Origin of the sequence: Kribbella pratensis, assembly GCF_004365355.1 — a bacterium.
In the GTDB taxonomy this organism is placed as follows: Bacteria; Actinomycetota; Actinomycetes; order Propionibacteriales; family Kribbellaceae; genus Kribbella.
Genome location: NZ_SODP01000001.1, coordinates 726,829 through 746,630 on the forward strand (window position 1 = coordinate 726,829; position 19,802 = coordinate 746,630).

The following is a 19,802-nucleotide window of genomic DNA, read 5'->3' on the forward strand; positions in this document are numbered from 1 at the left end:
CTATGACCTCTCAACGCCCCGGCGGCGCCATCACACTCGGACCGTACGAGATCGCCCGGATCGGGTACGGCGCGATGCAGCTCGAGAAGCTGGACACGACAGCGGCGGGCGCCGTCCTGCGGCGCGCCGTAGAGCTCGGCGTCAACCACCTCGACACCGCCTCGTTCTACGGCCACACGACCGTCAACCAACACATCCGTGCCGCCCTGCACCCGTACGCGGATGACCTCGTCATCGTCAGCAAGGTCGGCGCCCGCCGCGTCGACGCGCCGGTGCCTCTGGCCCTGGCCCAGCATCCGTCGCAGCTACGCGAGCAGGTGCAGCTCGACCTCACGTCCCTCGGCCTCGACCAGGTCCCAGTGGTCAACCTCCGCCGCGCCGACCAAGGCCCAGGGCTCATCGCCGAAGGCGACCAGCGTGTCCCGCTCGACGACCAGCTCGCCGAACTGATTGCCCTACGCAACGAAGGCCTCATCGGCGCGATCGGCCTCAGCAACATCAGCACAGAGCAGCTCAAACAGGCCCTCCCGGCCGGCATCGTCTGCGTGCAGAATGCCTACAGCCTGATCGACCGCTCCGCCGACGAGCAACTGCAGCTCTGCGCGACGAACGGTATCGCCTGGATCCCGTACTTCCCCCTCGGCTCCGCCTTCGACCAGATCCCGTCACCCGTCGAGAACCCCGTCGTACTGCGGATTGCCGCGCGGATCGGCGCCACGCCCGCCGCGGTCTGCCTGGCCTGGATCCTGGCACACTCGGGCAACACGGCCCTGATCCCCGGCACCCGCAGCATTGCCCACCTGGAGGACAACCTCCGCACGGTCGACGTCGAGCTCGACGAGGAGGCCCTCGCCGAGCTCGACGCTGTCGTCAGTGCCTGAGCTGGATGCTCTGGGTGTAGGCGTCCTGGTTCGGCGTGTTCACGCCGGGCCGGCCGCGGAAGTCGGTCCAGCACGGGTGGATCCGGAGGTCATTGCCGATGGCAACCGCTGAGTAGTCGCCGATGAACACTCCCTGCACCTCGGTGCCGTCCGGGTTGACGGCGAGGAACTGGACCTGCGGGTTCTCCGAGGCGGTGGTGATCCGCTGGGTGGCGGCCCGGCTGAGCGACCGGGTGCCGGAAGCGGCCCAGTACGCGTAGTCGAGGTCGATGCCGTTGCGGTCGTAGTGCCTGGTGTACGACGTGATCGCGACCTCGCCGTCGCGCGCGGCGACCGCACTGAAGAACTCGTCCTGCGGCGTGCCGATGACCAGCGGCCGGGACCAGCTCTTGCCGTTGCCGGACGAGGACACGACGTTGTCACCGTTGGTCTTGACGGATGCGCCGGTGGTCGCGTCGTACAGACCGTTGCGGTCGTCGGACCACACCACCGTCAGCTTCTCGTTCACCCGGTCGTAGGCGAGTTGCGGATAGCTGTTGAGCCGGAAGTTCTCGCCGCTCAGCGTGTCCGGGAAGTCGTAGTTCGTATCGACGATCGCGTGCCGGAACGTGCGCCCGTGGTCGGTCGAGGTCGCTACCACCGTGGCGTCGCGGTCGCCCGCGGCGTCACACGCGGCCGTCGCGCAGACCGAGGCCTCGTAGGCGACGTACAGCTGCCCGTCGTTGCCGACCTGCGGATTCGAGCCCTGGTCGTACGGCGTGATGCCGCCGTGGAACCCGGTCAGCGACGGCGGGATCCGGACCGGTGCTCCGAAGTGCGCGCCGAAGTCGACGCTGGCCGACACCATGATCGGCGACTCGAGATAGTTGTCGTCGGTGTCATAGGTGAACTTGGTCCAGCTCACGTAGACCCTGCCGTTCGACGGATCGGCTGCCATCCACGGCTTGTCGTTGAAGATGTGGGTCACGGCCGGCGTGCCGTCGGCGTTGACCCCGTCCATCGCGATGACATGCGGTCCGCCCCAGTGCAGGCCGCCGTCGTGCGACACGTTGACGACGATCGCGGTCGCGTCCTGCCCGCCGAGTGGTGCCGACCGGCTGAACACGATACTGGCGAAGTAGACGGTGTTGTTCGGCCCGAACGCGACGACCGGGTCACCGGATCCGTCGAACCAGCTGAAGGCGCCGGTGCCGCCCGCGGCGAAGGTCAGACCGGGGATCACCACATTCGTCCAGGTCCGGCCGCCGTTGAACGACGTGTACGCGAAGCTCGAGCTGTCGTTGCGGCCTTCCCGGGAATTGAACAGCCGGTAGTCGTTCGCGCCGGCGACGATGTTGTTCGGGTTGCGCGGGTTGACCGCGATCGTGGTCTCGTTCTGCGCGGCGCTGCAGCCCTTCTGCGAGCCGACCGGGACCACGGTGTCGCCGACGATCTGGTCGACGTTCGGCGCGGGGTTCCCGTACGGATTCGGATGGCCGAGATACGACTGGCAGAGCGCCGACTGCGTCGGGTCGTCCGGATCGGGTTCTTCCTCCTCGGCCAGAACGTCTTTCAGCAACGGGTTGTGGACGGCGGTGGTGCCCGCGGCGGTGGCAGCCGGTGTGCCCATCGTCACCAGAGCGAGCGACCCGATCAGGCCGATCACTCCGAGGACGGCGGACCGGCGCATGGTTGACGGCCTCACGTGTTCCCCCTTCCCAGCCCCCCGAGGGATGTCATGCGCATTGTGCGCCTCACCCGGACACCGGTCCAGAGCAGAGCAGAAGGCACAGAAAAGCCCCGCCCGAACTGATCGGGCGGGGCTTCTCAGCTACGTCTCAGGCAACTCAGACGTCGTAGTACAGCTCGAACTCGTGCGGGTGCGGGCGGAGCTGGATCGGGGCGATCTCCTGCTCGCGCTTGAGGTCGATCCAGGTCTCGATCAGGTCCTCGGTGAAGACGTCGCCCTCGAGGAGGAAGGCGTGGTCGGCCTCGAGGGAGTCGATCACGGCCGGGAGCGAGGTCGGGACCTGCGGGATGCCCGCGTGCTCCTCCGGCGGCAGCTCGTAGAGGTCCTTGTCGACCGGGTCGGCCGGCTCGATCTTGTTGCGGATACCGTCCAGGCCGGCCAGCAGCTGGGCCGAGAACGCCAGGTACGGGTTCGCCGACGGGTCGGGGCAGCGGAACTCGATCCGCTTCGCCTTCGGGTTCGATCCGGTGATCGGGATCCGGATGCAGGCCGAGCGGTTGCGCTGCGAGTAGACCAGGTTGACCGGCGCCTCGAAGCCCGGCACCAGGCGGTGGTACGAGTTCACCGTCGGGTTGGTGAAGGCCAGCAGCGACGGGGCGTGCTTGAGCAGGCCGCCGATGTACCAGCGGGCGATGTCGGACAGGCCGCCGTACCCGGACTCGTCGTAGAACAGCGCGTCGCCGTTGGAGAACAGCGACTGGTGGACGTGCATGCCCGAGCCGTTGTCGCCGAAGATCGGCTTCGGCATGAAGGTCGCGGTCTTGCCGGCCGCCCAGGCGGTGTTCTTGACGATGTACTTGAACTTCATCAGGTTGTCGGCGGTCTTCAGCAGCTCGTCGAAGCGGAAGTTGATCTCCGCCTGACCTGCGGTGCCGACCTCGTGGTGCGCCCGCTCGACGACCAGACCGGCCTTCTCCAGCGCCAGCGTGATGTCGTCGCGCAGCTCGCCGAAGTGGTCGGTCGGCGCGACCGGGAAGTAGCCGCCCTTGTAGCGGACCTTGTAGCCGCGGTTGCCGCCGTCCTCGACCCGGCCGGTGTTCCAGGCGCCGGCGACCGAGTCGATCGCGTAGTACCCGGTGTTGGACTTGGTCTCGAACCGGACGTCGTCGAAGACGTAGAACTCGGCCTCCGGCGCGAAGAACGCGGTGTCGGCGATACCGGTCGACTTCAGGTACTCCTGCGCCTTGCGGGCGATGTTGCGCGGGTCACGCGAGTACGCCTCGCCGGTGAGCGGGTCGTGCACGAAGAAGTTGATGGCCAGCGTCTTCGTCCCGCGGAACGTGTCGAGGAAGGCCGTCGTCGGGTCGGGCAGCAGCTTCATGTCCGATTCGTGGATCTGCTGGAACCCGCGCACCGACGAACCGTCGAACATCAGGCCCTCTTCGAAGACCTCGGGCCCGAACGACGACACCGGGACGGTGAAGTGCTGCATGATGCCCGGCAGGTCGGAGAACCGGACATCGATGATCTCGATGCCCTCGTCCTTGACGTAGGCGAGCAGCTCCTCAGCGCTGGAAAACATACGTACTCCTAGGGTGGCTCAGAGATTGCATCTGAACGTAGGGCCCGCCGGTTTCTCCGTCATGACCCTGATGTTTCGCGGATGTTACGCCCAGCGTGTCCGCGCTGACCCACTGGTGTACGGCGATTACGCCCTGAGATCTTACGATCCGCCGCAGGCGGCCCCGGGGCTGTTCCGTAGGCTAGTCATCATGGCATCGTCGGCGCAGCCGGGCACAGGACCCACCGAAGAATTCCGTTTTCCGGGGAGCCGGCTGGGCCTGCCCGAGGAGGGTCCGGGCTCGGTGGCCGGCTGGGGGCGCCGGCTGCTCGCCCTGCTGATCGACTGGCTGATCGCCGGCCTGATCGCGTCGGTCGTGGTGGGCAAGCCGATGTGGGCGGGCGGCAACGACTACAACACGTCACATCTGGCGATCTTCTTCCTGGTCACCGCGATCCTCACCGGCCTGGCCGGCGGCACCATCGGCCACCGGATCTGCGGCCTGCGCGTCCTCAACCTGAAGAACAAGGACGTCCCGCAGGTCGGGCTGCTCGGGGGAGTGATCAGGTCGTTCCTGATCTGCCTGCTGATCCCGGCGGTGATCTTCGACCGTGACCACCGCGGCCTGCACGACCTGGCCGCGAAGACCGTCGTCGTACGCCGCTGATCAGGCGGCAGGGTCAGCGGCGTGTGAGCCGCAGTTGTACGTCGTCGAGGTACCCGGTGCGGAAGCCCGCCTCGGAGTACGCGAGGTAGAACTCCCACATCCGCCCGAACGTGTCGTCGAACCCGAGCGCCGAGATCTCCGGCCAGCGCTCGATGAAGCGGTTCCGCCAGACTCGCAGCGTGCGCGCGTAATCGGCACCGAGGTGGCGTATGACCTCCGCCCGCAACCCGGTGTGCTGTGCGGTGACGTCCTCGATCACCTTGATCGACGGGATCAGGCCGCCCGGGAAGATGTACTTCTGCACCCAGGTGAACGTGTTCCGGGTCGCCAGCATCCGCTCGTGCGGCATCACGATCGCCTGCACGACGCCGACGCCGCCCGGCGCGAGCCGCCGCTCGATCGCCTCGAAGTACACCGGCCAGTACTTCTCGCCGACCGCCTCGATCATCTCCACGCTCAGGACGGCGTCGAACTCGCCGATCTGGTCGCGGTAGTCCCGCAGCGCGACCTGCACCCGGTCGCCGACACCCGCATCCGCGATCTTGCGCTGCGCCAGCAACGCCTGTTGCGAAGCGATCGTGATCGCCGTCACCCACGCGCCCCGCTGGGCGGCCCGGATGGCGAGACTCGCCCAGCCACACCCGATGTCGAGCACGCGCGACCCGGACTGCACCCCGGCCGCATCCAGGATCGAATCGAGCTTGCGCAACTGGGCCGCGGTCAGTTCGTCGTACGACGCGGTTGCCAGGTCGCTGTGAGCAGAGTCACCGAAGTACGCCGCGGAGTACGTCAGGGTCGGATCGAGGAACTCGCTGAACATCGCGTTGCTCAGGTCGTAGTGCCGGCTGATGTTCTCGCGGGCGCCGGCCCGGTCGTTCTCCTGCTCGCCAGGCTGCGAGCGGGTGACCAGCCAGCGCAGCGACTGTGCCCACCTCGGCAGCAGGTGCCGGGTCTCGTCGTTGCTGAACCGCTCCGCGAACGGGACCAGCAGGTCGGCCAGATCGGTGCCCGGCTCCGGGTCCCAGTCGCCGGCCAGGTACGCCTCGCCGAACCCGGACCCGGCGTCGTGCCCGAGCCGGTCCAGGAACGGCAACGTCCGGTGCACCCGCATCGCCGGGCCGCCCAGACCGTACGACCGGTTGCTGTCCAGGTGGATCGTGGCGGGCAGGTCCTTCGCGATCAGCTTGATCGCGGTCGCCGCGCCGTACCTCCGGACCGGATTCGAGCGTGGCCGCGCCAGCGTCGGCCACGTCTCGGCCACCGGTTGGTGCACCCGTCGGCGCACTGGCGGCATCAGATCCGTCATGTCAGCTGTTCCCCTGTAATCCGTCCTGGTCGCACCCTAAGGGCTCCCAGCCTCCCCACGGCGCATGTCTGAACAGATCAACTGTCGGGCATGCCGCTTGGTTACCGTCCCCGCATCGCCTGGCGGGCGCCCTTCAGGCTGCTCGGCACCGGGCCCTTGGGCATCGGCACCTGCGGCCGGACCGCGTCCAGAGCCTTGAGCCGCTGCAGCAGGTCGGTGATCTCCGACGGCTGCATCACCGCCGGCAGCTTCATGACGTGCTTGGTCAGCTTGCGGATGTCGATCTCGTCCTCGCCCTGACCGGCGATGATCTGGGTCACCGGCGCGCCGCCCGCTACCCGGTTGTGCTTCTTCGCCTCGGCGGCGAGCAGGTTCTTCACCCGGCTCGCCTGGCCCTCGCCGACCAGGATGATCCCGGGCCGGCCGACCACGCGGTGGACGATGTCGGCGTTCTTGGTGACCGCGATCGCGGGCGTCACGGTCCAGCCGCGGCGCAGCGTCTGCAGCGCCGACGCGGCCGCACCGGCCTGCCCCTCGATCTGGCTGTACGCCGCCTTCTCGACCTTGCGGCCGAACACCAGCGTCGCGGCCAGGAAGCCGAGCGCGACACCGAGCGGGATCCAGATCAGCAGCGGACCGACCAGGAAACCGCCGAGCACCGCCAGCGCGACGATGCCGAGGAAGATCCCGGCGAGCACCAGCCCGACCGTCGGGTCGGACTTCTGGGTCAGCTTGTACGCAGAGACGATCTGCTTGAGCCGGCTGGTCTTCTCTTCGGGCGCGTCGTTCTTGGCCATCTCTACCTGTCCTGGTTCTTCATACGTGACTCAACGGCCTGACGGTACAGCCGACCGGCCCGGTACGACGAACGCACCAACGGCCCGGACATGACTCCGGCGAAACCGATCTCCTGCGCCTCGGCGTCCAGCTCGACGAACTCCTCGGGCTTGACCCAGCGCTCGACCGGGTGGTGCCGCACCGAGGGCCGCAGGTACTGCGTGATCGTGATGATCTCGCAGCCCGCCGCGTGCAGGTCCTTCAGTGCCTGGCTGACCTCGTCGCGGGTCTCGCCCATGCCGAGGATCAGGTTCGACTTGGTGACCAGGCCGTAGTCGCGGGCCTGGGTGATGACGTCCAGCGACCGCTCGTAGCGGAAGCCGGGCCGGATCCGGCGGAAGATCCGCGGCACGGTCTCGACGTTGTGCGCGAACACCTCCGGCCGGGAGGAGAACACCTCGGCCAGCTGCTCGGGCACGGCGTTGAAGTCCGGCGCGAGCATCTCGACACCCGTGCCCGGGTTGAGCTCGTGGATCTGCCGGATCGTCTCGGCGTACAGCCAGGCGCCGCCGTCGTCCAGGTCGTCGCGGGCGACACCGGTCACGGTCGCGTACCGCAGGCCCATGGTCCGGACCGACTCGGCCACGCGGCGCGGCTCGTCGCGGTCCAGCGCCTCCGGCTTGCCGGTGTCGATCTGGCAGAAGTCACAGCGCCGCGTGCACTGGTCACCGCCGATGAGGAAGGTCGCCTCGCGGTCCTCCCAGCACTCGAAGATGTTCGGGCAGCCGGCTTCCTGGCACACCGTGTGCAGTCCCTCGGATTTCACGAGTTTCTGCAGCGCCTGGTACTCCGGGCCCATCTTGGCGCGGGTCTTGATCCACTCGGGTTTGCGCTCGATCGGGGTCTCCGCGTTGCGCACCTCGAGCCTGAGCAGTTTCCGTCCTTCTGGGGCGATGGTCACGCCCCCAAGGGTACGCGTCCCGGCTCACGACCGTTTCACCCGTACGCTGATGAGCTATGTCCCCGAGCACCTGGACCCGGCCGGCGCCGACAGCCCGTGAGCAGCGGTACGACGTACTGCTCGGCCTCGGGATGGCGCTGGCGTCCTTGCTCGGCACCGAGCTGGCCCGCGGCGGCTCGCCGACGCACGTCGACCTGGGCATCGGCGGCGTCGAGCCGTACGTGCTGAGCGCTGCGATCGCCCTGCCGATGTGCTTCCGGCGCCGGTGGCCGATCCCGGTGGTGCTCGTGGTCGCGGTGCTGTTCGTCGTGAACGGGGAGCGGGCGCTGTTCGCGTTCGGCGGCAACCTCGTCACCCAGGCGACCATGTTCATGGCGATCTACGCGGCGGTGGCCTGGTCCCGCGACCGGCGGCTGATGAAGGCGGCGGTCGCGGTCGTTTTCCTGGCGATGTTCGGCTGGCTGACGCTGAACTTCGTCAAGGCGCTGCAGAACAACTCGATCGAAGGGCCGAACCACGCGCTGTTCTCGCCGTACGTCTCGAACGTGGTGCTGGCCGTCGCGCTGAACGTCCTCTACTTCTTCGGCGCGTACTTCTGGGGCCGGACCGCCTGGGGGACTGCCCGGCAGCGGGCCGAGCTGGAGCAGCAGGCGACCGAGCTGGCCGCGCAACAGGAGGCCAACTCCCGGCGTGCGGTGATCGACGAGCGGCTGCGGATCTCCCGGGAGTTGCACGACGTCGTCGCGCACCACATCAGCAGCATCGGCGTCCAGGCCGGGGGAGCCCGGCGGGTGATGGACACCGACCCGGACGCGGCGAAGAACGCGCTGAACGTGATCGAGGAGTCCAGCCGGAGCGCCGTGAACGAGATGCGCCAACTGCTCGGCATGCTCCGCGCGGCGGATCCCGATGTCGACGTCACCGCGCCGGACCCGAAGGCACCGCAAGCGGGTGCCGACCGGCTGCCCGCGCTGATCTCGGAGGTCAACGGGCAGGGGCTCGAGGTCGGTTTCCACCAGATCGGTGCGCCGGCCGAGCTGCCGAAGACTGTGTCCGTGTCGGTGTACCGGATCGCCCAGGAGGCGCTCGCGAACGTCCGGAAGCATTCGACGGCCCGCAGCGCCCATCTCACGCTGCGTTATCTCGGTGACACGGTCGAGCTCGAAGTACTCGACGACGGCCGCCCGAAGCACGCGCCGGTCGGCAGCCGGCTCGGCCATGTCGGGATCCGGGAACGGGTCGGCCTGCTCGGCGGCGAGAGCGAGATCGGCCCCCGGCCCGTGGGAGGATTCCGGGTCCGGGTCCGGATCCCGCTGGACCACGCGATGCTGGACCAACCGCTGGCTGGAGGGCTCGATGACTGACGACGCGATGCGGGTCCTGCTGGTGGACGACCAGGATCTGGTCCGCGCCGGGTTCCGGATGATCCTGTCGGTCGAGCCGGACATCAAGGTGGTCGGTGAGGCGTCCGACGGCGAGAAGGCGATCGAGCTGGCGCTGGCGCTGCGGCCGGACGTCGTACTGATGGATGTCCAGATGCCCGGTATGGACGGGATCAGCGCGACCCAGCGGATCGTCTCGGAGGACGCCGGGAAGGTGGTCATCCTGACGACCTTCGATCGCGACGACTATCTCTTCGAGTCGCTCGGGGCCGGCGCCAGCGGCTTCCTGCTCAAGAACACCGCTCCCGAGGATCTGGTCGAGGCGATCCAGATCGTCCACTCCGGGCACGCGCTGCTCGCGCCGGAGGTGACCCGCCGGGTCATCAAGCGGTTCACGGGCGGCGGCGAGCGCGTGTACCGGCCGGACCTCCTCGCCGAGCTGACCGAGCGCGAGCGCGAGGTCCTCGGCCTGATCGCCCGCGGCCTGACCAACACCGAGATCGCGACCCAGCTCTTCGTCGGCGAGGCCACCGTCAAGACCCACGTCTCCCGGGTCCTGCTCAAGCTCGGCCTCCGCGACCGGGTCCAGGCCGTCGTCTTCGCCTACGAGTGCGGCCTGGTCACCCCGGGGGACGACACCTCCGTCTAGGGGGTGACCTGCGCGATCACCCTCGCGGGCGACGTACCGGGAGGCAGGTCCTCACTAGGTTTGTCAATGTCGGGTGCACGCCCGGCGAGGGCTGACCTGTAGGGAACGGTGACACATGCTGAGGGTGGCTGGGCTCACCCGGCGGTTCGGTGATCATCTGGCGCTGGACGACGTGACCTTCGACGTCGTACCTGGACGGATGACCGGATTCGTCGGGGCCAACGGTGCCGGTAAGACGACGACGATGCGGATCATCCTCGGCGTCCTGGCCGCGAACGCCGGCGAGGTGCTCTGGAACGGCGAACTGCTGACCCAGGAGGTACGGCGCGACGTCGGGTACATGCCCGAGGAACGCGGGCTGTACCCGAAGATGAAGATCCGCGACCAGTTGGTGTTCTTCGGCCGGCTGCACGGGCTCTCGCCGGACCGGGCTTCGGAACGGGCCGACAAGCTGCTCGAACGGCTGGGTCTCGCCGAGCGGGCGACCGACGCGCTGGAGACGCTGTCGCTGGGCAACCAGCAGCGGGTGCAGATCGCGGCCGCGCTGGTGCACGAGCCGATCGCGCTGGTGCTCGACGAGCCGTTCAGCGGCCTCGACCCGCTCGCGGTCGACGCGATGGTCGACCTGCTCCGCGAGGAGGTCACCTCCGAGGTGCCGGTGCTGTTCTCGAGTCATCAGCTCGACCTCGTCGAGCGGCTGTGCGACGACCTCGTCGTGCTGTCCCGCGGCAAGGTGGTCGCCGCCGGTTCGGTCGCGGACCTGTCCGCCGGATCGACGTCGACGTACCGGCTCGTGGTCGACGGCGACGCGGGCTGGCTGCGTGACGTGCGAGGCATCGAAGTACGTGATGTGGCCGGCGGTACGGCGCTGTTCGACGTACTGGACGAGGCAGTCGAGCAGAAGATCCTTCAGGAGGCGCTCAGCCGTGGGCCGGTCCGCGAGTTCGGGCCGGCGCGGGTGGCGCTCAGCGACGTCTTCCGGGAGGCGACCCGATGAACGTGCTGGACAGGCCGTGGGCGCTGATCGCCGAGCGCGAGATCAGCACGAAGCTCCGGGACAAAACCTTCATCGGGTCGACCCTGGTGATGCTGTTCATCGTGATGGTCGCGGTGATCCTGCCGGCGATCCTCGCGGGCCGGGGCGGCGCGGACAAGATCGCGGTCATCGACGACGCAGGCGCGAAGGTGGTCCAGCAGGCGTCGACCACGCAGGGCGGCGACGGCTACGAGGTGGTGCGGGTGGCCGACAGGCCGGCTGCCGAGCAGCAGGTCACAGATGGTGACGTGAAGGCGGCGCTGCTGCCGGGCCCGGACGGGTACGTCGTCCTCGGCAAGGATCGCGTCGACGCGGGGATCGAGAGCGCGCTGCGCGAGGCGGCCGCGGCCGTCGGCATGGAGGCGAACGCCGCGAAGGCGGGCCTGACCCCGGAACAGCTGCACTCCGGTACGAAGGTCGACGTACAACTGCTGAAGCCCGGTCCGCTGCCGGACCTCGTCTCGCAGTTCGTCAACATCGGGCTCGCGCTGGTGTTCTACATGACCGCGCTCGGCTTCGGCATGATGATCGCGCAGAGCGTCGTCCAGGAGAAGGAGAGCCGGGTCGTCGAGATCCTGGCCGCCGCGGTACCGATCCGGTCGCTGCTGTGGGGCAAGGTGCTCGGCAACACCGTCCTGGCGTTGTCGCAGATCGTCGTGATCGCGGCCGCCTCGCTGATCGGGCTGCTGGCCACTGATCAGGCCGACATCCTCGAGGTGGTCGCGCCGGTCGCCGGGTGGTTCGTGGTGTTCTTCGTGCTCGGCTTCGTGGCGCTGGCCGGGCTGTGGGCGGTTGCGGGTTCGCTGGCCACGCGGCAGGAGGACCTCGGGTCGACCACGCTGCCAGGGCAGATGATCCTGATGATCCCGTTCTTCTTCTCGGTGTTCGCGGGGTCGTCCGCCAAGACGGTGGCGTCCTTCGTCCCGATCGCGTCGTCGATGTCGATGCCGGGCCGGATGCTGACTGAGGACGTGCCGATCTGGCAGCCGCTGGTCGCGATCGCGCTGCTGCTCGGCGCGACCGTGCTGATCGTCCGGCTCGGCGCGCGGCTGTACGAGCGGACCTTGCTGCAGACGGGCCGCCGGCTCGGTTACCGCGAGGCCCTCGCCCTCGAATCGAGGTAGCACATCGTCACAGCCGGGTCCGGCGTTACAGCAACGGGCCCGGCTGTGACAGAACCGCAATGTAGGGTGCCTGTGTGCTGTGCCCACACCTGGACTACGGTCTCAACGCATGAACGTCGAGCTGCGCCACCTGCGGGTGGTGGTCCTGGTGGCAGAAGCGGGGTCCGTCGGACGGGCCGCCCGCTGGCTCAAGGTCAGCCAGCCGAGCCTGACGGCGCAGCTGAAGCGGATCGAGGCGGCTTTCGGCGGCGAGCTGTTCTCGCGCTCCCGCACCGGGGTCACGCCGACGCCGCTCGGCCGGTACGCCGTGGATCGCGCGCGAGCGATCCTGGTCGACGTCGACCACCTTTCCGCGACGGTGTCCGCGATGACGGCGGTCGAGTCGTCCGCCGTACGGCTCGGTGGATTCCCGACCGCGCCGATGTCCGGGATCGCATCCCGGCTGCGCTCGCACGGCGAGATCGAGCAGGTCAGCATCGAGGTCGAGTGGTCCACCAGTGTGCTGCTGCAGCAACTGGAGAGCGGGCGGCTGGATTTCGCGCTGCTCCGTGAGTTCCCCGGGTTCGAGCTGCGACTGCCGACGGGGGTCGAGTCCACCACGGTCGTCGAGTCGGAGTCGGCGTACGTCGCTCTCTCGGCCGATCACCCGGTGGCCGAGTCGACCCGCACGCGTGGCGAGGTCGACCTGGCGTCGCTGGCCGATGAGGAATGGATCGGGGAGCCGCCGGACGACAGCGGGTTCCATGTGCTGTTCCGCGCAGCGTGCGAGGCGGCCGGCTTCCAGCCGAAGGTCGAGCATCATTCGGTGGACACGTCGGTCCTGATGGGCTTCGTGACGAGCGGGCAGGGCGTCGCGCTGATCTCGCCGACGTCGTACCGGATGTTGTCGTCGGACGTCACGACGCGCACGCTGGTGGGCGATCCGATCCACCGGAAGCTGGTGCTCGCGTGGAGCACGGACTCACCGCGCGCCCAGATGGCCGCCGACGTCCTCGGCATGGCCAGCGCCGCCTACGACGAGGCGATCACCGAGCACGCCCGCCGAGGCGCGCACCAGCAACGCATGCACGTCGCCTGAGCGTCAAGCAGGCTTGACGACCGGATTCTCGAACGCCAGGTGAAACTCCCCGGTGTCCTCGGGGTTCTCCATCCTCTCCCTGTACTGCGAACCCACCTGCTCCATGGGAGCCACGGTCGTCTCCGCCGCCTTCGGCTGCTCAACTGCCTTGGGCTGCTCGACCTGAGCCTGCGGCTCAGGCTGCTCAACCCGGGCCTGCGGCTTGGGCTGCTCAACGGCGGCTTGCGGCTTCGGCTGCTCTACCGGGGACTGCGGCTTGGGCTGCTCGACCGGCTTGGCCTCAGCTGCCTCGGCATCCTTGGCCGCCGGCGCGCTCGCCGCGGCGGTCTCGGGCTGAGCCGCCGGCACTGCCTGCGTCTTCTCGACGGGCATCGCCTGCGTCTCGTCGACGGGCATGGCCTGCGTCTCGTCGACGGGCATGGCCTGCGTCTTCTCGACGGGGACTGGCTGCGTCTCCTGGACGGGCATTGCTTGCGTCTGCTCGACCGGCTTCGTCTGCGCGGCGGGCGGGGCCTCCTCGGCCTTGGCCTCCGGGGCCTTCGGCTCAGACTGCGGGACCGGCATGGCCTGCGTCTCGTCGGCCGGCTCGGGCTCGGTCGCCGGAGCCTCCTGCGCTACGAGCTCCCCGTGCTCTACAACTGGCTCCTGAGCCCGCGGTGCCTCGGCGGTGGCTGATTCGTCCTCTTGCGCGGGCGCGGCGACCGTCTCGTCACCCACGTAGTTGCCCTGAGCATCTGCCTCCGGGAACTGCCGCGTCTGCTCGAACTCGGCACCGGCCGGGAACTGCCGCGTCTGCTCGTCCGCCTGATTGCGCGGCCGGACCGGCTCGGGCTCGTCGAACAGGTCGTCGTACCGCGTGTGGCTCTCGTACCCGGCCGGCTCCGCATAGGTGCCCCCGGCAACCGGGTACACCGCCGCGACGTCCGCCTCCTGCTGGGCCTGCACTGCCTCCTGCTCGCGCTGCAGCCGCTCCGCCTCGGCGCGCTCGCGCCGACGCCGCTGCACGCTGCGGACGATCAGCTGGATCGCGTACACCAGCGAGATGACCCCGAGAATCGGTACGACGCCGTTCAGCGTGTACTGCTTCGACCCGGCGATCATCCCGGTGGTGACGCCGGGAACGTCGTTCAGGAAGTTCGTGGTCCGGTTCGGGATCCACAGCCAGCAGTAGACCAGCGTGCCGAAGGCCACGAACGCCCCGAGCGCGCCGGCGCCGGAGAAGTACGACACCACGGCCCAGAAGACCAGCGCGCCGATGCCGAAGGCAAGCGCCAGCTCCTTCGCGTTCAGCTCGATACCACCCGGCGCCGAGAGCACTCCGAAAACGGCCGGTCCGGCCAGAGCAACGGCTACGCCGAGCAAGAACCCAAGAAATTTGGCCACAAACCCAAGGTAGCGACGATCGGCCGTCACGCCGTGCAGACACTTCGGTACGCCATACCAGACACATCTGCCCCAAGCGCACCGGCAATCGTTTGCCTAGGCTGTTCCCGTGGACCGTCCTCCGAACATCCTCGTAGTCCTGTCCGACGAGCACACCGCCGCGGCAGCCGGCTGGGCCGGTCATCCGCACGTCCGAACGCCGCATCTGGACCGCCTGGCCGCACAGGGCGTTTCGTTCGACCGCGCGTACACGAACAGCCCGATGTGCGTCCCGTCGAGGCTCTCGCTGATGTCTGGACGGTACGTGCACCAGATCGGGGCCTGGGACAACGGCGTGATCCCCGGCCCGACGTACCGCACCTGGGGTCACCATCTGCGCGAGGCCGGTTACACCTCGGTCATCGCCGGTCGCACGCACTTCAACGGCCCGGACCGCCTGCTGGGCTTTGACAAGCGCCTCACGGACGACCTGGACTTCTGGCTCGACCACAGTGGCCGCCCACCCCGTCGTACGCCGGACTGGCGGCGCCCGTCCAACTCACACGTCACCGAACAAGGCGCTGGCGACCACATCCACACGCAGCACGACATAGCCGCAACCGACGCAGCAGTGGACTTCCTGCGTGCTCCCGGCGAAGATCCGTTCCTGCTGTACGTCGGCTACATGCACCCGCATTTCCCGTTGGTCGCCCCACCGGAATTCCGCGCGCTGTACGACCCCGCCGACGTCGAACTGCCCTCTGTTGCGGACCAGCAGCACCCGGTGATCTCGTTGCTACGCCACGGCTTCCGCAACGACGAACCTCTGACAGAGGAGCAGATCCGGGAGGCGACGGTCTGCTACTGGGCCCTGGTCAGTCACCTCGACCATCAGATCGGCCGATTGCTCAACGCGGTCCCCGACGACACAGTGGTGATCTACACCAGCGACCACGGTGAAATGGCCGGCCAACACGGGATCTGGCAGAAACAGTGCTTCTACGAGCCTGCCGTACGCATCCCTCTCCTGCTCCGGCACCCAGCCATCGCGCGCGGCCGCACCGATGCCCACGTGAGCCTCGTCGACCTCCTGCCAACCCTCAGGGACATTGCCGGGCTGGAATCCGATCCTGCGCTGCCAGGCCATTCGTTGCTCGACCCAATGGATCGGCCAGTGCTCTCGGAGTACCACGCCCAAGGCATGCTCGACGGCGGCTTCATGCTCAAGTCCGGCCCCTGGAAGTACTGCTACTACGGGCCCACCAACGCGCCGCAGGTCTTCAACCTCGACGACGACCCACTCGAGCAGAACGACCTCTCCGCCGACACAGCTCTGGTACGACGCCTGGACGCCGAGCTACGACTGCTACTGGACCCAGACGCGACCGACGAACGAGCGAAGTCCGACCAGGCCGCCCGCATGGCTGTCTCCACGAGAGGTTGAGCCCTTGTCTGCCCCAAAGTCTGCTCCGAACATTCTGCTGATCGTTTCCGACGACCACGGGTACGCCGACCGCGGCAGCCTCGGACTGCACCCCGACGTACACACTCCGTCCCTCGACCGCCTCGCCTCCGAGGGCGTGACCTGCACCGATGCGTACGTGACAGCGCCGATCTGCAGCCCGTCCCGCGCCGCGATCATCTCTGGGCTGTACCAGCAGCGGTGGGGCGGCCAATGGTTCGACTCGGCCTCTTTCCCGCCGGACGACGTACCGAGCCTGGCGGAGATCCTGCAGAACCAGGGCTATCGCACCGGGTACTTCGGCAAGGTGCACTACGGCAAGGAGGACGTGGGGGACAGGGGCTGCCCACCACACCACGGCTTCGAGGAAACCCTCTATGGCTTGGCCGGCCAGTCCTCGGGGCGCCTGAACTACCTGCACCACTCAGAGGACGCAATGGCGTCGTACGGACAGCCGGCGGCGCACCACATGGCTGTGCAACCGTTGCTGTCGGGCGACACCCCGGTCGAACACGAGGGCTTCCTCACAGCCGAGTTCGGCCGACGAGCAGCCGATTTCATGAGTACTGCGGACGAGCGCCCGTACTTCTGCATGGTCGCGTTCAACGCAGTGCACAACTTCTGCTGGCAACTGCCGGACTCCGAGCTGGAGGCACGCGGCCTACCGCCGTTCCGCGACTGGTCGCCGGACACCGACGGGTCCTTCATGGAGTGGTACGACGACGTGATCGTGCCGAACCTCCCGCACGGCCGCGAGTACTACCTCGCCCAGCTGGAGCTGATGGATGCGGAAATCGGACGCCTGCTCGACGTGGCTGACGAGAACACCATCGTCGTCTACATCACCGACAACGGCGGCTCGACCTGCAACTTCGGCGACAACGCTCCACTCCGCGGCACGAAGTACACGCTCTGGGACGGCGGCATCCGCATCCCGATGATCTGGCGCTGGCCGGCTCAGCTGCCCGCGGGCCGCAGTACCGACGCACTGATCAGCAGCATGGACCTCGTCCCCACGCTGGCCCGCGCAGCCGGCGCGAGCGTCACCCGAACGGACGGCCTGGACATCCTTCCGGCCCTGACCGGCACGTCATCCACAGCCCACGACACCCTCCATTGGGACTGTGGCTTCCAGTGGGCCGTCCGCTCGGGCTCCTGGAAGCTCAGCTGGGTCGCCGACGACACCAACACCCAGCAGCTGAAGTCCTACGAACACGCGCCCATGGGCAACGGCTGGTTCCTGACGGACCTGTCCACCGACCTAGCCGAACAAGCCAACCAGTACGCCGGGCATCCGGACGTTGTCGCGCGCCTACACGACTTGCACACCGCTTGGCGCGCTGAGGTGGGCCTGCCCGCTAGCTGAGGCCTCTCAGACGGTCAGGCCGTACGTGATCGCCGTCGGACCCTCGTCCGCGTGCTCGATGTCGGGGCTGCGCTCGTACTCGTCCCAGGCGAGAAGTTCGTCAAGGTGCCGACGGACCGAATCCAGCACCTCGGTCACCGCCACCTCGCGGCCGAGCTCCTGCGACAGCGTGGTCACGTCCGCGTCCGAGATCCCGCACGGCACGATCCGGTCGAACCAGGCCAGATCGTTGTTGCAGTTCAGCGCGAACCCGTGCATCGTCACGCCCTGCGCGACCCGGATCCCGATCGCCGCGATCTTCCGCTCCCGGCCGCGCTCGTCGGCCGCGACCCAGACACCGCTACGGCCCTTGACCCGCCCGGTCTTCACCCCGAAGTCCGCGCAGACTGCGATCAGCGCCTCCTCGAGCCGTCGGACGTAGTCCACGACGTACACATGTGAGGCGAGCTTCACGATCGGGTACCCCACCAGTTGGCCCGGTCCGTGCCAGGTGATCTTCCCGCCGCGGTCCACGTCGACGACCGGCGTCCCGTCGAACGGCCGTTCCTGCGGCTCGGTGCGCTTGCCGGCCGTGTACACCGGCGGGTGCTCGAGCAGGATCACCGTGTCCGACCCGGTGCCCTCGGCAACCTCCGCATGCAGCCGCCGCTGCTCCGCCCACGCAGTCTCGTAGTCCACCGCGTCGGCCCCGAAGCCCGCTTCCACGTATTTGATAACCCTCACCCGATCGAGTGTAAGCGCCTCCGCCCACGCCCTCGGTCGAGCCCCGGCATCACCCCCACCTGCCTGTGGATAACTTCGACGGCGGGTGTCGCGATCGGTGCATCCTCTTGGTCATGGACCTCGCCGACTTCACCGGGTACAGCCCGCGCCGACAGCTCGGGTCCGGACCGGCCGGCACCGTCTGGCAGGTGCGCGACCGTACGACGGGCCGCAATGCCGTACTCAAACAGATCCCGATCACCGCCGTTCCCGACCTGAGGAGACTCCGTGAAGACCTGAGCGTGCTGAGCCGCATCCGCCACCCGCACATCGCGCGGGTGATGGAGTTCCGTGAGACCGAGACTCACCTGATCGTCATCAGCCAGTACCTTCCGGCCGGCAGCCTCGCCAGGCTCCTGTCCCGCCGCGGCCACTTGTCGCGCGGCGAGCTGGTGACCCTCCTCGCGCCTCTGGCCGAGGCCGTCAGCTTCCTCCACCGCTCGCACCTGAGCCACGGCGCCATCACTCCCCACAACGTCCTCCTCGACGCCGACGGCCGTCCCGTCCTCACCGACGCGGCCCTCCATCCCGCCCCACCAGCCACCGACTTGACCGCCCTGGCCGCCCTAGCCCATCAGGCAGGCGCAGATCCCACGGTGTTCGCCGCGGACCTCTTCACGAACACCGCACCCGCCGCCCTACCCCGCGAGCTTCTGTCTCTGGCCGCCCCAACCCCCATTGACCTGGCAGTCCGTGAGACCCCAACCTCCGCCACCGCACTACCCAAGCCCTCCGGCGGGCCGGATCTGTCTACTCTTCTCAGCGCCCCACGTCCGAAGACGTCTGACGACACACCGGGCGACGACGATCCGATCGCCCTGTCCCGTGGCCCGCTTGCCGCACCTCCACCCAAGCCGCCTACAGCACCCCCGACCCCGCCCGTTCGCCGCGAGCAGTCCGCGACTCCGACTGGAGGTTCAAAGCGCCGCCCGAACCGTCGTACGAAATCCCGCCGCGGCCGCGTGCTCAGACGCCGCCCACAGTCGCCGCACACCACCGTCCTCGCCGCCGTCCTCGCCACCATCCGCGGCCTAGTTGTCCGGCGCCTAGTTGTCCGGCGCCTCGTCGTCCGCCGCCGCGGCCGACGCCCGCTGTACGGCACCGTTGCCGCAGCTGGACTGGGTGCTGTCGTCGTGCTCGCGATCGCCACCGTCACGATCCGGACCCTGGACGCACCGGCGACCGCCCAGGCCGACCCCGTTCATCCCCAGATCACCCGGGTGCCAGCGGCGACCGTGCAACCGACCGCACAACCTGAGCCGACCGCCACGGCGACCGTGCAACCGACTGGAGAGCCTGAGGCGACCGCCGCGGCGAGCGTGCAACCGACTGGACAGCCTGAGACGACCGCTGCGGCGAGCGGTGATCCGGCTGCCTGGACGAGGACTCTTCAGGCGCTCGATGCCCAGCGGGCTCATGCGTTCTGGACGCTCGACTTAGGAGCCCTCGACCGCATCTACGTGCCCGGCAGCTCGCCTTGGCGGTCCGACCATGCGCTCCTGTCCAGCTACCGCGAGCAGCAGATCCGAGTGGAAGGCCTCCGGGTTCAGATCGACAGCTCCACAATCGCCCGCCGCACCCCAACCACAGTCACCCTCAAGACAACCGACCACCTGTCCGCCGGCCAAGCGGTCGATCAGACCGGCGCCAAGACCCAACTTCCCCGCGGAGCCCCGACGACCAGACTCATCACGCTGACGACCAACCCAACCACGAAGGTCTGGCGAATCACGGCCATCACCCAAGCCTGACCCGCATC

Annotated in this window: 17 protein-coding genes; 10 read left to right on the forward strand and 7 right to left on the reverse strand. The window is 68.4% G+C overall.

What is annotated here, in order from left to right:
- Positions 1 to 2 precede the first annotated feature (2 nt).
- Positions 3 to 881, forward strand: coding sequence for an aldo/keto reductase (locus EV653_RS03425; RefSeq protein ID WP_134097856.1), 879 nt, complete (start codon positions 3 to 5; stop codon positions 879 to 881).
- Here EV653_RS03425 and EV653_RS03430 read toward each other — a convergent pair.
- Positions 871 to 2,565 carry a sialidase family protein gene (locus EV653_RS03430; protein WP_202871468.1) on the reverse strand — a complete coding sequence of 565 codons (1,695 nt, stop codon included), beginning with the start codon at positions 2,563 to 2,565 and terminating at the stop codon, positions 871 to 873. The two genes, EV653_RS03425 and EV653_RS03430, sit on opposite strands and share 11 nt — an antisense overlap.
- 142 nt (positions 2,566 to 2,707) lie before the next feature.
- Positions 2,708 to 4,132 carry a type I glutamate--ammonia ligase gene (glnA, locus tag EV653_RS03435; protein WP_134097858.1) on the reverse strand — a complete coding sequence of 475 codons (1,425 nt, stop codon included), beginning with the start codon at positions 4,130 to 4,132 and terminating at the stop codon, positions 2,708 to 2,710.
- Positions 4,133 to 4,322: 190 nt separating this feature from the next.
- Between glnA and EV653_RS03440 the strand changes: the two genes are divergently transcribed.
- Positions 4,323 to 4,778 (forward strand): RDD family protein, encoded by a 456-nt coding sequence (locus tag EV653_RS03440; RefSeq protein WP_134097860.1) that lies wholly within the window; start codon positions 4,323 to 4,325, stop codon positions 4,776 to 4,778.
- A gap of 13 nt (positions 4,779 to 4,791) precedes the next feature.
- Here EV653_RS03440 and EV653_RS03445 read toward each other — a convergent pair whose 3' ends face one another.
- The 3 genes from EV653_RS03445 to lipA all read right to left on the reverse strand — a co-directional run bounded on the left by EV653_RS03445 (position 4,792) and on the right by lipA (position 7,822).
- Positions 4,792 to 6,084 carry an SAM-dependent methyltransferase gene (locus tag EV653_RS03445; RefSeq protein WP_134097862.1) on the reverse strand — a complete coding sequence of 431 codons (1,293 nt, stop codon included), beginning with the start codon at positions 6,082 to 6,084 and terminating at the stop codon, positions 4,792 to 4,794.
- 101 nt (positions 6,085 to 6,185) lie between these two features.
- Positions 6,186 to 6,881: a DUF4191 domain-containing protein gene (locus EV653_RS03450; protein WP_134097864.1), complete on the reverse strand. Its 696-nt coding sequence runs from the start codon at positions 6,879 to 6,881 to the stop codon at positions 6,186 to 6,188.
- 2 nt (positions 6,882 to 6,883) lie between these two features.
- Positions 6,884 to 7,822, reverse strand: a complete 939-nt coding sequence (gene lipA / locus EV653_RS03455) for a lipoyl synthase (protein WP_134097866.1) — start codon at positions 7,820 to 7,822, stop codon at positions 6,884 to 6,886.
- 56 nt (positions 7,823 to 7,878) lie between these two features.
- Between lipA and EV653_RS03460 the strand changes: the two genes are divergently transcribed.
- The 5 genes from EV653_RS03460 to EV653_RS03480 all read left to right on the forward strand — a co-directional run bounded on the left by EV653_RS03460 (position 7,879) and on the right by EV653_RS03480 (position 13,091).
- Positions 7,879 to 9,186: a sensor histidine kinase gene (locus EV653_RS03460; protein ID WP_134097868.1), complete on the forward strand. Its 1,308-nt coding sequence runs from the start codon at positions 7,879 to 7,881 to the stop codon at positions 9,184 to 9,186.
- Positions 9,179 to 9,853: a response regulator gene (locus EV653_RS03465; RefSeq protein ID WP_134097870.1), complete on the forward strand. Its 675-nt coding sequence runs from the start codon at positions 9,179 to 9,181 to the stop codon at positions 9,851 to 9,853. Before EV653_RS03460 ends, EV653_RS03465 begins: the two co-directional genes overlap by 8 nt.
- Before the next feature lie 115 nt (positions 9,854 to 9,968).
- Positions 9,969 to 10,850 carry an ABC transporter ATP-binding protein gene (locus tag EV653_RS03470; protein ID WP_134097872.1) on the forward strand — a complete coding sequence of 294 codons (882 nt, stop codon included), beginning with the start codon at positions 9,969 to 9,971 and terminating at the stop codon, positions 10,848 to 10,850.
- Positions 10,847 to 12,013 (forward strand): ABC transporter permease, encoded by a 1,167-nt coding sequence (locus EV653_RS03475; RefSeq protein ID WP_134097874.1) that lies wholly within the window; start codon positions 10,847 to 10,849, stop codon positions 12,011 to 12,013. The genes EV653_RS03470 and EV653_RS03475 overlap by 4 nt, the downstream gene beginning before the upstream one ends.
- 109 nt (positions 12,014 to 12,122) lie before the next feature.
- The gene (locus EV653_RS03480) at positions 12,123 to 13,091 is read left to right on the forward strand and encodes a LysR family transcriptional regulator (protein WP_134097876.1); all 969 of its coding nucleotides are present in this window, start codon (positions 12,123 to 12,125) and stop codon (positions 13,089 to 13,091) included.
- Positions 13,092 to 13,094: 3 nt separating this feature from the next.
- On the opposite strand, the gene EV653_RS03485 is transcribed toward EV653_RS03480, so the two are convergent.
- Positions 13,095 to 14,474, reverse strand: coding sequence for a hypothetical protein (locus EV653_RS03485; protein WP_134097877.1), 1,380 nt, complete (start codon positions 14,472 to 14,474; stop codon positions 13,095 to 13,097).
- A gap of 109 nt (positions 14,475 to 14,583) precedes the next feature.
- Here EV653_RS03485 and EV653_RS03490 point away from each other — a divergent pair, with 109 nt between their 5' ends.
- Both EV653_RS03490 and EV653_RS03495 read left to right on the forward strand, forming a co-directional pair.
- Positions 14,584 to 15,897, forward strand: coding sequence for a sulfatase-like hydrolase/transferase (locus tag EV653_RS03490; RefSeq protein WP_134097879.1), 1,314 nt, complete (start codon positions 14,584 to 14,586; stop codon positions 15,895 to 15,897).
- Positions 15,898 to 15,901: 4 nt separating this feature from the next.
- The gene (locus EV653_RS03495) at positions 15,902 to 17,281 is read left to right on the forward strand and encodes a sulfatase family protein (RefSeq protein WP_238159534.1); all 1,380 of its coding nucleotides are present in this window, start codon (positions 15,902 to 15,904) and stop codon (positions 17,279 to 17,281) included.
- Between the two features lie 6 nt (positions 17,282 to 17,287).
- Here the strand turns inward: EV653_RS03495 and lipB are convergent, their stop codons facing one another.
- The gene (gene lipB / locus EV653_RS03500; protein WP_134097881.1) at positions 17,288 to 18,004 is read right to left on the reverse strand and encodes a lipoyl(octanoyl) transferase LipB; all 717 of its coding nucleotides are present in this window, start codon (positions 18,002 to 18,004) and stop codon (positions 17,288 to 17,290) included.
- Positions 18,005 to 18,117: 113 nt separating this feature from the next.
- Here lipB and EV653_RS03505 point away from each other — a divergent pair, with 113 nt between their 5' ends.
- Positions 18,118 to 19,794 (forward strand): serine/threonine-protein kinase, encoded by a 1,677-nt coding sequence (locus EV653_RS03505; RefSeq protein WP_134097883.1) that lies wholly within the window; start codon positions 18,118 to 18,120, stop codon positions 19,792 to 19,794.
- The last annotated feature ends 8 nt before the right edge of the window (positions 19,795 to 19,802 follow it).

Coding starts and splice junctions, on each gene's coding strand:
- EV653_RS03505 (WP_134097883.1), top strand. CDS start 18,118: ATGGACCTCGCCGACTTCACCGGGTACAGCCCGCGCCGACAGCTCGGG.
- EV653_RS03440 (WP_134097860.1), top strand. CDS start 4,323: ATGGCATCGTCGGCGCAGCCGGGCACAGGACCCACCGAAGAATTCCGT.
- EV653_RS03480 (WP_134097876.1), top strand. CDS start 12,123: ATGAACGTCGAGCTGCGCCACCTGCGGGTGGTGGTCCTGGTGGCAGAA.
- glnA (WP_134097858.1), bottom strand. CDS start 4,132: ATGTTTTCCAGCGCTGAGGAGCTGCTCGCCTACGTCAAGGACGAGGGC.
- EV653_RS03460 (WP_134097868.1), top strand. CDS start 7,879: ATGTCCCCGAGCACCTGGACCCGGCCGGCGCCGACAGCCCGTGAGCAG.
- EV653_RS03475 (WP_134097874.1), top strand. CDS start 10,847: ATGAACGTGCTGGACAGGCCGTGGGCGCTGATCGCCGAGCGCGAGATC.
- EV653_RS03445 (WP_134097862.1), bottom strand. CDS start 6,084: ATGACGGATCTGATGCCGCCAGTGCGCCGACGGGTGCACCAACCGGTG.
- EV653_RS03450 (WP_134097864.1), bottom strand. CDS start 6,881: ATGGCCAAGAACGACGCGCCCGAAGAGAAGACCAGCCGGCTCAAGCAG.
- EV653_RS03425 (WP_134097856.1), top strand. CDS start 3: ATGACCTCTCAACGCCCCGGCGGCGCCATCACACTCGGACCGTACGAG.
- EV653_RS03470 (WP_134097872.1), top strand. CDS start 9,969: ATGCTGAGGGTGGCTGGGCTCACCCGGCGGTTCGGTGATCATCTGGCG.
- EV653_RS03465 (WP_134097870.1), top strand. CDS start 9,179: ATGACTGACGACGCGATGCGGGTCCTGCTGGTGGACGACCAGGATCTG.